The 13,430-nt window shown below is 59.4% G+C and carries 16 protein-coding genes; all 16 read right to left on the bottom strand.

Annotated features, from left to right (window positions below; all coding sequences use genetic code 11):
* Positions 1-11: 11 nt before the first annotated feature.
* The 16 genes from gmk to tmk all read right to left on the bottom strand — a co-directional run bounded on the left by gmk (position 12) and on the right by tmk (position 13,424).
* Positions 12-587, bottom strand: coding sequence for a guanylate kinase (gmk, locus tag D7D26_RS02625; protein ID WP_078016148.1), 576 nt, complete (start codon positions 585-587; stop codon positions 12-14).
* Positions 574-837 carry a DUF370 domain-containing protein gene (locus D7D26_RS02620; RefSeq protein WP_009163576.1) on the bottom strand — a complete coding sequence of 88 codons (264 nt, stop codon included), beginning with the start codon at positions 835-837 and terminating at the stop codon, positions 574-576. Before D7D26_RS02620 ends, gmk begins: the two co-directional genes overlap by 14 nt.
* A gap of 3 nt (positions 838-840) precedes the next feature.
* Entirely contained in the window at positions 841-1,722 is an 882-nt protein-coding gene (locus D7D26_RS02615; protein WP_078016147.1) for a YicC/YloC family endoribonuclease, read from the bottom strand.
* Between the two features lie 16 nt (positions 1,723-1,738).
* Entirely contained in the window at positions 1,739-2,836 is a 1,098-nt protein-coding gene (gene hflX / locus D7D26_RS02610; protein ID WP_233543434.1) for a GTPase HflX, read from the bottom strand.
* Positions 2,837-2,865: 29 nt separating this feature from the next.
* Entirely contained in the window at positions 2,866-3,504 is a 639-nt protein-coding gene (locus D7D26_RS02605; RefSeq protein ID WP_078016145.1) for a lysophospholipid acyltransferase family protein, read from the bottom strand.
* A complete protein-coding gene (gene cmk, locus D7D26_RS02600) occupies positions 3,497-4,162 on the bottom strand; it encodes a (d)CMP kinase (RefSeq protein ID WP_078016144.1) in 666 nt (221 codons plus the stop codon). Before cmk ends, D7D26_RS02605 begins: the two co-directional genes overlap by 8 nt.
* A 26-nt stretch (positions 4,163-4,188) precedes the next feature.
* Complete coding sequence (locus tag D7D26_RS02595; protein ID WP_078016143.1) at positions 4,189-4,905, bottom strand: pseudouridine synthase; 717 nt, start codon at positions 4,903-4,905, stop codon at positions 4,189-4,191.
* Entirely contained in the window at positions 4,892-5,527 is a 636-nt protein-coding gene (gene scpB, locus D7D26_RS02590; RefSeq protein ID WP_078016142.1) for an SMC-Scp complex subunit ScpB, read from the bottom strand. Before scpB ends, D7D26_RS02595 begins: the two co-directional genes overlap by 14 nt.
* Positions 5,499-6,245: a segregation and condensation protein A gene (locus D7D26_RS02585; RefSeq protein WP_120371909.1), complete on the bottom strand. Its 747-nt coding sequence runs from the start codon at positions 6,243-6,245 to the stop codon at positions 5,499-5,501. Before D7D26_RS02585 ends, scpB begins: the two co-directional genes overlap by 29 nt.
* Entirely contained in the window at positions 6,232-7,050 is an 819-nt protein-coding gene (locus tag D7D26_RS02580) for a Nif3-like dinuclear metal center hexameric protein (protein WP_120371908.1), read from the bottom strand. Before D7D26_RS02580 ends, D7D26_RS02585 begins: the two co-directional genes overlap by 14 nt.
* A 278-nt stretch (positions 7,051-7,328) precedes the next feature.
* Positions 7,329-8,336: a class II fructose-bisphosphatase gene (gene glpX, locus D7D26_RS02575; RefSeq protein ID WP_078016139.1), complete on the bottom strand. Its 1,008-nt coding sequence runs from the start codon at positions 8,334-8,336 to the stop codon at positions 7,329-7,331.
* 33 nt (positions 8,337-8,369) lie between these two features.
* Positions 8,370-9,662 carry an adenylosuccinate lyase gene (gene purB / locus D7D26_RS02570; protein WP_120371907.1) on the bottom strand — a complete coding sequence of 431 codons (1,293 nt, stop codon included), beginning with the start codon at positions 9,660-9,662 and terminating at the stop codon, positions 8,370-8,372.
* 21 nt (positions 9,663-9,683) lie between these two features.
* Entirely contained in the window at positions 9,684-10,613 is a 930-nt protein-coding gene (ftsY, locus tag D7D26_RS02565) for a signal recognition particle-docking protein FtsY (RefSeq protein ID WP_120371906.1), read from the bottom strand.
* 3 nt (positions 10,614-10,616) lie between these two features.
* The gene (locus D7D26_RS12815) at positions 10,617-12,077 is read right to left on the bottom strand and encodes a PSP1 domain-containing protein (protein WP_158606241.1); all 1,461 of its coding nucleotides are present in this window, start codon (positions 12,075-12,077) and stop codon (positions 10,617-10,619) included.
* Positions 12,007-12,822: a hypothetical protein gene (locus D7D26_RS02555; protein ID WP_120371904.1), complete on the bottom strand. Its 816-nt coding sequence runs from the start codon at positions 12,820-12,822 to the stop codon at positions 12,007-12,009. The genes D7D26_RS12815 and D7D26_RS02555 overlap by 71 nt, the downstream gene beginning before the upstream one ends.
* Complete coding sequence (tmk, locus tag D7D26_RS02550; protein WP_120371903.1) at positions 12,819-13,424, bottom strand: dTMP kinase; 606 nt, start codon at positions 13,422-13,424, stop codon at positions 12,819-12,821. Before tmk ends, D7D26_RS02555 begins: the two co-directional genes overlap by 4 nt.
* Positions 13,425-13,430 lie beyond the last annotated feature (6 nt).

Here is a 13,430-nt window from a genome sequence, read left to right as displayed (position 1 = left end):
TTTACCTCTCCTTAAAGAGCCTGACGGCGCTGCTCCACGAAACGGCACACGCGCTCCACCGCTTCGTCCAGGGAATCGTTGACCACCACGAAATCGTAGCGGTCCCGCTGTTTCATTTCTTCGACGGCGTTCCGAAGGCGAAGCCGCAGCTCGGCTTCGCCTTCGGTATGCCGCCCTCTGAGACGTTCTTCAAGGACTTCGATGGACGGCGGCACAACGAAAAGAGTCACGGCTTCGGGCATTTTTTTCTTGACCTGAAGCGCTCCCTGCACATCGATCTCCAGAAACATGTCCTTGCCTTCGTTCAAGACTTTTTCCACATCGCTTTTCAGAGTTCCGTAGCGGTGACGATGCACGTCGGCCCATTCCAGGAAGTCTCCCGCCGCGATATGCGCCGCAAAGTCGTCCGGCGTGATGAAACGATAGTCTACGCCGTCCCGTTCTCCCTCGCGCGGAGCACGGGTGGTACAGGAAACGGAATAGCTCAATCCGTCAAGCGCCTCGAAAACTCTGGCACGGATCGTGCCTTTTCCGGCGCCGCTGGGTCCGGAAAGGACAAACAGCGTGCCCTTTCTATTCTTCGTCATCGGCGCTGTCCCCTTCTGAAATACGGTTGACGATGGTTTCCGGCTGGATGGCCGAAAGCAGGACGTGGTTGCTGTCCGTCACGATGATCGCTCTTGTTTTGCGCCCTTTCGTGGCGTCGATCAGACGTCCGGCCGCGCGCGCCTCTTCCTTGAGCCTTTTGACGGGAGAAGAGGCGGGTTGTATGATCGCCACGATCCGTTCGGCCACGATCATATTGCCGAAGCCGACATGCACAAGCGTTCGCGCCATGGCCTACTCCACGTTCTGGATCTGCTCGCGGATGCGTTCGAGCAGCGCTTTGCCGTCCACCACAAGCCAGCGGAGCTCGGTGCTGGCCGACTTGGAGCCCATCGTGTTGATTTCCCGGTTCATCTCCTGCACCAGAAAATCCAGCTTGCGTCCCACCGGGCCGCCGCTTTTCAAAAGCGTGCGGAACTGGGACGTATGGCTGGACGAACGGGTCAATTCTTCGGAGATGTCCCACTTATCCGCCAGGATCACGAGTTCCTGGGCAAGACGCGCGGGATCCGCCTCATAGCCGAGCTGCGCGATCGTTTTCGTGATCTTGGCGCGATAGTCGTCGAAAAACTGCGGCGAGATGCTCTGCCACCGCGCGGCGATTTTTTCCAGAAGGCTGTCGTACTCTTCGAGATTCTGCATGATATCGCGCTCAAGCGCTTCGCCTTCGACCCCGCGCATTTTTATCAGGCCGTCCGCACACTGATCCAGCAGTTCGAACAACGCCGACTGGACTTCGCCGGAGGTTTTGTCCATCAGGGAAGAGGACTCGGTGACGCCGGGCAGACAGAACAGACTTGTCACCGCAGGCACCGGTCCGCCAAGCTCGCCCTGCAGTTCCTGAATCTCCCGGTAATAGTCCCGCAGGACGTCGCCGTTCAGGCGTTCGCGCATCAGCGCCGGCGCCCATCTGATCTCCGCGCGCGCCACGACTTTGCCGCGCGCCAGACGGCCGCGCAGGGCGTTTTGGATCAGCGGTTCAAAACTCGAGAGTTCCCGGTCGGCACGCACGGCGATTTCCAGATAACGGGAATTGACGCTGAAAAGTTCCACGGCAAGGGTTCCCCATGGAAAGTCTTGCCTGACGCGATGAAAACCTGTCATGCTGTAAAGCATTGTTTTTCTCCTTTCCTCAGCTGCGGCGCACGGCAAGCCAATCGAAGACTCCCCACAGGCTTTCGACGCCTTCGCCCGTCAGCGCGCTTAAGGCGCAGACCGGCAGTCCGTCATCCCTCAGCTGCGCTTTGATCCGTTCGACCCGAAAAAGTCCCGAACGATCGATCTTGTTCAGCACCACGGCCCTTGGGAGCGCGGCCGCGCCGATCTCGTCAAGAGTCTGCTGGATCACGTCGTACGTCGCCGTCACATCGGGATCGTTGGCGTCAAGCACCACAAGAAGCATATCCGCCTGGCAGGCTTCTTCCAAGGTCGTTCGGAAGGCGGCGATCAGTTCCGGCGGAAGCTCGCGGATGAATCCCACGGTATCGGCCATGAGGATGTTCCTCCCCGACGGCAGACGAACCGAACGGACCGTCGTATCCAGCGTCGCGAAGAGCTGATCGGCGGCGTAAAGTTTCTTGTCGCCGCTGAGACGTTTCAGCAGCGTGGTTTTGCCGCTGTTCGTGTAACCTACCAGAGCCACCGTGGGGATGCCGCTGCGGCGGCGCTGCTTCCGCTGTCCCTGGCGGCGCTTTTTCATCTCCTCCAGTTTGCGGGAAGCTTCGACGATGCGGGCCTGCAGCTTGCGGCGATGCCGTTCGAACTCGGTTTCGCCGGGGCCGCGCGTGCCGATTCCGGCTCCGGCGTTCGACATCTGCTTTCCCAATCCGCGGATGTGAGGCATCTCGTAACGGCACCGCGCCAGATCCACCTGGAGTTTGGCCTCGGCGGTCGAGGCGCGGCGTTCGAAGATCTTCATGATGACCAGCGCCCGGTCCCACACCTCGCAGTCGGTTTTCCGCCGCATGTTGCTCAGCTGGATCGGCGTCAACAGGTCGTTGCAGACGATCAGATCGGCTTCCGAGGCCTGGGTCAGGATTTTCAGCTCGTCCACCTTGCCGGCTCCCAGCAAAAAAGCGGGATCGGGGCGATCCCTTTTCTGCGTCGCCACGGCCACGACTTCTACGTCGAGGTTCGCCAGCAACAGGCGCAATTCTTCCAGAAGCAATTCCAGATCGTCGCGCAGCGGCAGTTCCAGGCCGGTGATCACCGCGCGGCGGCGCCCCTCCACGCGATTTTTAAAATCCGGGGGCAGCGACGTCAGCCAATGCTCTCCTTTTCCATACGTTCCAGTTCGTTCTGAAGAGTGACTCGTATCCGTTCACGCTCCTCTTTCAGCGAGCCCCGCTGTTCCTTGGGGAGTGGCATGATGGGTTTGCCAAAATGCGCTGTGATGGGATTTCGCTTGATTTTGGAGGAACCTACGGGCATGGCCTCATACGTCCCTTCGATATACAGCGGGATCACGGGGGCGTCCACGCTGGTCGCCAGCACGGCAACGCCTCCCTCAAGGGGTTTGAGGCGTCCGTCGAACGAGCGCGCGCCTTCGGGAAAAATCATCAGGCTTTCGCCGTTTTTCAGCAGGGAAAGAAATTTTTTCAACGCCAGCGCGGCGGCTTTCTCCGTGGTCCGGCTGACGGAGATCACGCCGAGATTGTTCATGAGCCAGGTGAAAAACGGGTTGATCTGAAAAAGTTCCTCCTTGCCGAGCGGGCGGAGCCGTCCCGGGAACACGCACCCCACCACGACAGGATCGAGATTGCTGACGTGATTTGCGGCGACGATCACGGGACGGTCAGCGGGAACAAGCTCTCTCCCGGTCACCTTCAAGCCGTTGTGGATTTTCAAAACGGCGAAGCACAGGTGCCTGGCAAGCCAGTACAGGAATGCCCTAAACATGGCACACCGCCCGTGCGATATCGGCGATCGCGTCCGCGACCTGTTCGGCGTTCATCGCGGACGAGTCAAGCAGCACGGCGCCGGGCGCCTGTTTCAGCGGCGCGATGCTTCGCTTGACGTCGGCTTCGTCCCGCTGGAGGATTTCATCGAGCAGCTTCCGATACTCGACCTTCACGCCGCGGGCCGCCAGCTCGTCGTGACGGCGCTGCGCGCGCACTTCAGCCTGAGCCGTCAAAAACACCTTGACCGGCGCATACGGAAAAACCACGGTGCCCATATCGCGTCCGTCGGCCACCAGACCGCCTTTCAGAGCCTGATCGCGCTGGAGCATCAGCAGTTTTTCGCGCACCGAGGGCAACGCCGAATAAAGCGAGGCGATCCTGTCGACCGCCGGCGTGCGGATCAGCGAAGATACGTCCGTGCCGTTGAGAAAAACGGAGGAAGCGCGGATCTCCACCGTTACGTCGAAAAGGGCTTTTCTAAGTTCCGGGCTCTCCTGCGCAGGGATCGCAAGGCTGTCGAGGTAATAAGCCAGCGCCCGATAGAGCGCTCCCGTGTCAAGATAACTGATGCCCAGTTTCGAGGCTACAAGCTTGGCTACCGTGCTTTTGCCGGCGCCCGCGGGGCCGTCGATGGCGATAACTCCCGTCCAGTTCACTGTCGCTTCCTCCTTAAACATCCGCTCTATACGATGCCGCCGTGCCGGATCATGCGGCGCAGCTGATCTGCGCTGTACTCACGGGCACAGCCGCTTTTCAAATGTCGCAGTTCCATACGGCCGATCCTGCGGCGGAACAGCACCTGCACTTTCAGCCCGGCGCTCTCGGCGATGAGACGGATCTCGCGCTTGACGCCTTCGTTCAGGACGAAGCGCAGCCACCGCCCTTCCGGCTCCCGTCGTAAAAAATCGACGCCGACGGGATGAAGCCTTTTCCCCGCGAAAATCGTTCCTTCCCGAAGCCGCCGCATTTCCCGTTCGTTCGGCACGCGGTCGAGCAGGACCTCGTATTCTTTCGTGATCCCCGCGCGGGGGTGGATCATCTCCTGCGAGAAATCCCCGTCGTTCGTCAGCATCAAAAGCCCCTCGCTCTGCAGATCCAGGCGCCCTACCGGGAACAGGCGGTAATAGTCGTATTCGCGCGGCAGCAGATCGAGGATCACGGGATAACTGCGGTCGCTCACCGCGCAGATATATCCGCGCGGCTTATGGAGGACCATGTAGATTTTTCTCTCCGGACGGACCTCCACGTCGTCGACCGTGACGATCTCTCCGTCGGGAACGTCGTAGCCCGGCGCGGTGACCTGATAACCTCCGCAAACGACGCGGCCGGCGAAGATAAACTCTTCGACCTTGCGTCTCGAACCGACTCCGCAGAGGGCCAGATATTTATTCAGTCTCATCTTCGGCGGCCTCGATTCCCGTTTCCGGAACCGTTGCCAGTTCCGCGGAAGGATCTTCCGGTTCCGGACGGTGCCGCTTCAGCTCCTCGAGTTCGTCGATCGTCGGCAGATCGGAGATGGCACCCAGCCCGAAGATCTCCAGGAATTTCGTCGTCGTGCGGTACAGAAGAGGCGAACCGGTGCTTTTGCGCCGTCCGGCAATGCGCGCCAGTCCGTAGCCAAGCAGCGTGTCGATGACGCGATCGCAGCGCACGCCGCGGATCGCCTCGATCTCGGAACGGGTCACCGGCTGGCTGTAGGCAATCACCGCCAGCGTCTCGAGAGACGCCCGCGTCAGTCTGACGCGTTCGCTCTCGTCGGCGGCGTGAAATTTGTCCATGGTCTCGCTCAGATCGCTGGCGGTCGTCATGAACCACTTCCCGCCGAGTTCGACGATCTCCAGGCCGTGCGAAAGGGCGTAACTTTCGCTCAACCGAGCCAGCACCTTGCGGACCGAGGCCGCCGGCTGGCCCGTCGCCAGCGAAATTTCCGGCACGGAAGCGCCGTCGGCCGCGACGAAGAGGATCGCCTCGATCTGCCGGATCAGAAGATTTTCAGGCTCTTCTTGCCGTGATAAAGACATCGCCAAACAGCTCCTTCTGCACCAGCGTCACAAAGTTCCTCCGCGACAGTTCCAGCAGCGCCAGCAGCGTTACCACCAGCGCGCCGCGTCCCGGCTCTTCCTTCAGCAGGGAACGCAGGGACAACCCCTCCGAAAAAGCGGTCAGACGCTCGAGCACGCGTTCCATGCGGTTTTCCACCTGCACTTCGTCGGGGATCTGCGCCGGCACTCCGTCGTCGTCCCAGTCGTCTTCGTCGGGCAGTTCGAGACTCGCGCTCCGACGACGGTCGAGCAGTTCGAGCCACTGCAGAGAAAGCGAATAAAGATCGCCGAGATCGAAAAACGGATCGAGCGCTTCCCCTTTGCGGAAACGGCGCCGGTCGGCTTTTTCCTTCAGATCGATCAGCCGCGAGACCGCCTCGCGGTAAGGACGATAACGCTCCAACAGGCTTTCGACATTTTCGGCATCGTCCAATACGGTTACTTCACCGTCGTCTTCATGGACTTCATCATATCGGGGCAGCAAAGACGAAGCCTTCTGCCGCACCAAATGCGCCGCCTGCGCTATGAATTCGGCCACCGAAGCGATCGGCAGCCCGCCGCTTCGGGCCAGATAGGCGCCGTATATGGAGATGACCTCGGCGACGCTGATCCGCGCAGCCTCGATCTGGCCCTGATCAATCATATGGCAGAGCAGATCGAGCGGGCCGGAGAACCCCTCGATTTCAAGCTGAAACATGGCGTTCGACGCTGCACCAGCGTTCCCGGCGGCGCTTGGCCCCGATCAGATCGAGGAAATAAACCGGCAGGCCCGTCTTCTGCGCCAAAGCTTTCGAAAAATACGACAGCGGCGGATTCTCCATCTCGCCATGGTCGCAGAGCATCACGCTCAGACCGGCGTCGACGGCTTCCAGGCACTCATGATAACGAAGGTCGGCCGTCGCATAAAGCACGGAACCGGTCCGCCCCAGATTCTTCCAAAGCTCGCCGCCCGAGCCGCCGCACAAAGCGACGCGATCCACCGCCGAGCCGCCGTCATAGAGGCGATAACCGGAGAGATCCCATTTCCGCGCAATTTCGCAGGCAATCTCCCCGGCCGGGGCGGAGCGGACGGAACCGACCGCTCCCATGCCAAAACCGCGCTCCGTCGCCGGAGGCTCGAGCGGCCTTGCGTCTCCAAGTCCGGCCAGCTGCGCCAGTTTCTCGTTCACGCCGCCGCGGGCGCTGTCGAAATTCGTATGGCAGGCGATGAGACAGACGCCGCTTTGAAACGCCGCCTCGACGGTCTTCGGGTCGCAGCGATCGCAGATCATATCTTCCTGCGGCGCGAACAGCAGCGGATGATGAGTGATCAAAAGCTCGCAGCCACGCCGCGCCGCCTCTCTGACGGCCTCTGCGGAAGGATCCAGCGCCACGGCGATCCTGGCGACAAGCGCGTCGTATCTGCCGAGTCGCAGGCCGCAACGATCCCAGCTTTCCGCAAGTTCGAAAGGAGCGAGATCATCGATCAGCGGGATCAGTTCCCGCACTTTCAACGCGCTCATTCACACCACTCTCTTCAGCAAGACTTCAAGGCGCCGGAGCACACTCCGCCGCCAGAGAACACACAGAATCAATTTCAGTCCCTTTTTAAGAACAATTTCCATGATTATACCACGACGCATGAAGAACAAATTTTTCATACTCGTTCCCGCGAAAAAGGCGAAGGTTCGTTCCTCTTTTTAAGTTAAGCTTTTAAGCCCCGAAGACACGCCGGACACGGATAAGGTCTTCCCCATCAAGGAGAAGACCTTATCCGTGTCCGCTATTTCAAGAAAAACGATCATGCTTTGTAATCAATTCCGGCAATTTTATCAAGCTTATAGAGACTGTGCACCGCATCGATGTAACGGACCGTTCCGCTTTTGGCGCGCATCACGAGGGAACTCGTGTAGATCCGTTCGCCCTCGTAACGGACGCCCTTCAAAAAGTCGCCGTCCGTGATGCCGGTGGCGGCAAAGAACACGTCGTCGCTGCGAACCAGGTCGTCGATCGTCAGTACTTTATTGAAGTCCATTCCGGCATCGAGCGCCTTCTGACGCTCTTCGTCGCTGCGCGCCCAAAGTTTGCCCTGCATGTTGCCGCCCATGGCCTTGATGGCGCAGGCCGTGATGACGGCCTCGGGGGTGCCGCCGATACCCATGAGCATGTCGGCGCCGCGCTCCAATTTACAGGTCAGCAGCGCGCCGGCGATATCGCCGTCGGTGATGAGCTTGATGCGGGCGCCGGCCGCGCGGATCTCTCCAATGAGTTTTTCATGGCGGGGACGGTCCAGCACGACCACCGTGATATCGCCCGTGGCCTTTTTGCGGGCTTCCGCGACGCGGCGGATATTTTCCGCCACCGGAGCTTCGATGTCGATGACGTCTTTCGCTTCAGGGCCGACGACCAGTTTGTTCATGTAAAAAACCGTCTTGGGATTGAACATCGTGCCGCGCGGCGCGCCGGCGACGACGCTGATCGCGCCGCTGATGCCGAGGGCCGTCAAACGCGTTCCGTCGATGGGATCCACCGCGATGTCCACTTCGGCGTTCTTGCCGGTGCCAAGGTGTTCGCCGTTGAACAGCATCGGCGCTTCGTCTTTTTCTCCTTCTCCGATCACCACGATGCCGTCCATGTCCACGGTGTTGAGCATGTAACGCATCGCGTTGACGGCGGCGCCGTCGGCGGCGTTTTTGTCGCCGCGTCCCATCAGGCGCCCGGCCGACATGGCGGCGGCCTCCGTGCCGCGGCAAAACTCAAGCGCTAAATTTCGATCGGGCAGACGCGTGGTGCCAAACAGACTTTTCACTACGGACCCCTCCCTCAAAGGATATCGTTGGATCTACTCAAAACGAGCAAAAATCTCGTCGACAAAACGGAAGTAATAATCGTTCGTAAAAAGCTGCGCCAATTCCGTTCGGTCGATTTTCCCCTTGATCAGTTCGTCGCCAGCCAGCAGGTCGAGGAAATGACCTTCGCCGTTCCATGTCTTCATGGCGTTGCGCTGCACGGCCAGATACGCGTCTTCGCGGCGCATGCGGTACTTTTCCACCAGCTGAAGAAGAACTCTTTGACTGTACACCAGCCCGCCGGTCAGCTCGAGGTTCTCCTGCAGGCGCTGCGGCGAAACGTCAAGACCGCGGACGACGCGCCCAAGCGTTTTCAGCATGTAGTGGGCCAGATGAAAAGCGTCGGGCCAGATGAGCCGTTCGGTGCTGGAGTGGCTGATGTCGCGTTCGTGCCAGAGGGCAACGTTTTCCTGCGCCACGATCGTGAAGGAGCGCAGCATGCGCGCCATACCGCAGATTTTCTCGCACTGGATGGGATTGCGCTTGTGAGGCATCGCCGACGAACCTTTTTGTTTCTTGCCGAACGGCTCGAGCGCCTCGCGCACTTCCGTGCGCTGCAGGTGGCGGATCTCGGTGGCGATCCGTTCCATCGCGGCGCCGAGGCTGGCCAGAGCGAACATGACGACGGCGTGCCGGTCTCTCTGAATGATCTGCGTCGAAACGAGATCCGGTTTCAACCCCAGTTCGGCGCAGACGGCAGCTTCGATATGAGGCGGGCAATGGGCGTAGGTGCCGACGGCGCCGGAAATCTTTCCGCAGGAGATTTCCTCTTTGGCACTTTCCAGACGTTTGCGGTCCCGCAGCAGTTCCGAATACCAGTTCAGTATCTTCAGGCCGAACGTGATCGGCTCGGCGTGAACGCCGTGGCTGCGCCCGACGGAAGGCGTGTATTTATACTTTTCCGCCTGTTCGAGCACGTCCTTCATGAAAACGTCGAGCTCGCGCATCACGACGTCCAGCGACTGCCGCAGGCGAAGGGCGCTCGCCGTGTCCTCCACGTCGCTGCTGGTCAGGCCGAGATGGATGTAACGGCCTTCCGGCCCCACATGGTCGGCTATGTTCGTGTCAAAGGCGATCATGTCGTGCTGAACTTCGGCCTCGATCTTCAGGATCTCGTCGGCGTCGAAACCGCTGCGCTCGTCGATTTTCTTCATCGCTTCGGCCGGGATGACGCCGTCTTTCGCCCAGGCGTGGCAAACGGCCAGTTCGACGACTTCCCAGCTGCGATACTGATTCTCGAGAGACCAGATCTCTTTCATTTCTTTCGTCTCATACCGTGGGATCATGCTATACGAGCCTCCAATGAGTTAATTTTCCGGAGCCGCTTCTCCGAAAAGGGCTTCCACAAATTCTTCGGCGTCGAAGAGTTTCAGGTCTTCCGGCGCTTCGCCAAGACCGATGTAGCGAATGGGCAAACGCAGTTTGTCGGCGATCGAGAGGACGATCCCGCCTTTGGCCGTGTTGTCGTACTTGGCGAGGACGACGCCGGTCAGCCGTGCGGCCTCGTTGAAGACTTCCGCCTGCCGGAAAGCGTTCTGGCCGATAACCGAGTCGAGCACAAGAATGCTTTCCACGTGCTCTTTTCCGACTTCACGTTCGATCACCCGATAGATTTTTCCCAGTTCTTCCATGAGGTTGTGCTTGGACTGGAGTCTTCCCGCGGTATCCACGATCAAAACATCTGCCTTGGACGACCGCGCCGCCGTGATCGCGTCGAACACGACCGCGGCCGAATCGCTGCCCTGCTTCTGCGCGATCACGCGGATCCCGCTTTTTTCGCCCCAGACCTGCAGCTGCTCTATCGCTGCGGCCCGAAAGGTGTCCGCGGCGGCGACAATGACTTTCTTGCCCGATTCTTTATAAAGCCACGCCAATTTTCCCGTCGTGGTCGTTTTTCCGCTGCCGTTCACCCCGACCATCAAGATCACCGAGAGGCCGTTTTCGCCGCTTTGCAGCGGCGCGCCCATGCGCGGGATCCCGTCGAGGCGTTTTATCAGTTCGCTTTTGAAATGTCGGAGCAGCTCTTTTCCCTCACAGCGGCATCGTGCATGATACGCTCGCATTTCGTCAAGGAGCGTTTCCGTCGTCTCCAGCCCCACATCACCCGCGATCAGCACATCTTCGAGATCCATCCAAAAGTCTTCGTCGATCGCGCCGCCGAAGAGCCGCATGATGTTGGCGCTCCAGCGACAACGAACGCCGCCGAGTTTCTCTTTCAACTTGCCGAAAAAGGACATGGGCTAGCTTTTTTCCTCCTCAGAATCTGCCCGCGAAGGTGGCTCGGAGACAGATCTTTTCCTGTTGCCCGGGCGATGGGACCCGTGAGTCGAGGAACGGCGCGCCCACGCTCCTGAGCGGCGCGCCTCTGCCGGCACTCCGCCCCCCATGCTTCCCGCGGTCTGGGACTGCTGCCCGTCAGTTCTCCGCTCATCTCTGCGCTTCTGATCTTTAGAACCGGACGATCTTGAGGAAGGTTTTGCCTTGCCCCCTCGGAGAATATTTTTCTGTCCCGCTTTCTTCTGCTCCCAAACTGGCTCCTCTTTGCTCCTGGGATCTGTCTTGCCCTCTGTCGCAAAAACGCGGGTGTTCTTCCTGCGATGCCGGCGGCGCGCTTCTTCTGTATATTCCGCAGTGCCTTTCCCATTGCCCGCCGTTACGTCGGAAACGTTTACAACCGTCACCCGCGTTTCGTCGCGATCGTCTGATATTTTTTTTGTTCTGCTGTACTGAGGACAACTCTCACATCCCGAACAACCGCGCTCCTCACCGACGATCGGAGCGCCTCCCTCAAACGCCATCAGCGCTTGCCCTCTCTCGTCAAGGCCGTGTTCTTCGTTGCTCCACGGTTTGCCGGCGAGCAGCGTTTCCTTGAACTGTTGATACATCGTCACGGGGATGCTGACGTTTCCTTCAGGACCATGAATGCTGCAGGTCCGCGTCGCCAGATCGACGCCCGTCAAGATCCACGTTCCCTGTTCCGTCCTGATCTTGGCTCCGTGAGACGGCAGGCTCTTCCACAATTCATGATACGTGTTCTGTTCAAAGCTCATGCAGCACATAAGCCGTCCGCACAGCCCGGAGATCTTGGTCGGATTGAGAGCCAGATTCTGCTCCTTGACCATTTTGATGCCGATCGGCATAAAACGATGAAGCCAGTAGCTGCAGCAGCAGACACGGCCGCAGGCACCGATGCCCTTGACGACCTTGGATTCGTCTCTGACTCCGATCTGCCGCAGCTCGATGCGCGTACGGAATTCGCGGGCCAGATCCCGAACGTAAGCGCGAAAATCGACGCGCTGCTCGGAAGTGAAATACAGGAACAGTTTTTTGCGGTCGTTCATGTATTCCACGTCGACCAGTTTCATGTCAAGATCATGACGGCTCAATACCTGTCTGGCGGTGACAAGGACACGCTCTTCTTCGCCGCGGTTGTTCTTTTCTTTCTCCAAATCTTCCGTCTCGGCCCTATGCAGGAAGGTCACGTTCTGGAGCCCGGAATCGCTGCCCGACTGTCCCTCCTGACGATTGTCTATGGCCCGGTAAAGGGCTTCCTGGCGTTCCGTGATCTCCCCGGCGACGACGGCGATCTCCGTCCCCCGAGAACTTTCTACGAGCAGCTGCTCGCCTTTTTCAAAACGAATGCTGTTTTCGGCAACGATCAGCCCCAGGTAACGCGGTTTGCCGAAAATCGTCAAATACATGCTCAAAGGGATACTCCTCTCTCAAAAGAAGAAACAAAAGGTCTGTCCACATCGCTGCGGACAAGTGGGTGGCGAGCGCCGTCTCGGCAAGCTGACGCAACGCCCCGGCACGCGTCAACTCTCCGTTTTTGCAGAGCCACGACGCATAGCCATGCGCCATGGCGTACCATTTCTGTCCGTCGTTTTTCTCGTTTTCTTTCAGCCAGCGCAGCCATTCGGACTGGGAAGCCGGAGGCGTCAGAGGTTCGATTTTTTCTTCCACGGAGAATGATAACATCCACAGACGACTTCGCAAAGTAGAAAGGATGGTGCCGCGATCCATCATATACAGAAGATGTCCCTTGGACGGCGGTTCTTCGGTAATCTTGAGCAGACTGTTCACGGCTCCCGGGCTCATCTTTTCGGGAGCGTAAAACACCAGAAGCCGCACCGGCGCGACGACAGGCGAAAGCGACAGGTCGGCGCTTTTCGCGCGGCATTCGTCGACGGGCGCGGGCACATCTGGTTCTCCGGCCACCAACAGGTCGGGATGTTCCATGTCAACCCAGGCCCGACACGATGGGCACTGGCCGCAGGCGGAACCCGATTCGCACAGGATGCGGCGAGCCAGCGAAAGCATGACCTCCCGCTGCCAGGGCAGACGGATCTCGATGCCGATCGAGCCGGGGATCGATCCCCGAGCGATAAATTTCAGCAAATCACGCCAATGAACGTCGTTCTGCCAAAAGATTTCGCTCTGATTCATCTGACGCAACGCCTTTTCAATTCGGAGAAAATCGTCTCCTCAATCTCGTCCTCGCCCGCCCGGGCGTCGACTCTGAAAAATCTCGAGCCGTTCCTTTCGGCCAATTCCTTGAATCCGCAGGCGACGGTCTGATGGAATTTCAAGTCTTCGCCTTCGATCCTATCGCTTCCGCCGCGGCCGGCCATCCTCTTCCTCGCTTCTTCCACCGGGAGATCGAGCCAGACCGTCAGGTCGGGCTCGGGAATCCCGCACCACTTTATCAGGCTCTCCAGAATGTCTTCTTTCAGTCCGCGTCCCCAGCACTGATAGGCCCGGGTGGAGTCGTTATAGCGGTCACAGACGACCCATTCCCCTTGATCCAGAGCGGGTTGAATGACCTGCGCGACGTGTTCGCACCGGTCGGCCACAAAAAGCATGATCTCGGTCATCGGGTGCCGGAGCCGCCCGTTCAGCAGAAGAGCGCGCAGAATATCCCCGTGGGGCCAGTCTCCCGGTTCATGCGTCTCCGTCACTTTTTTGCCCTCGCGCCTCAAACGCGCCGCTAGGCGCCTGGCCTGTGTCGACTTGCCGGAGCCGTCGATCCCTTCTATCGTAATAAACATTTATGC

This window comes from Pyramidobacter sp. CG50-2 (assembly GCF_003612005.1).
GTDB lineage: Bacteria > Synergistota > Synergistia > Synergistales > Dethiosulfovibrionaceae > Pyramidobacter.
This window is presented reverse-complemented; position numbering and strand designations above follow the sequence as displayed.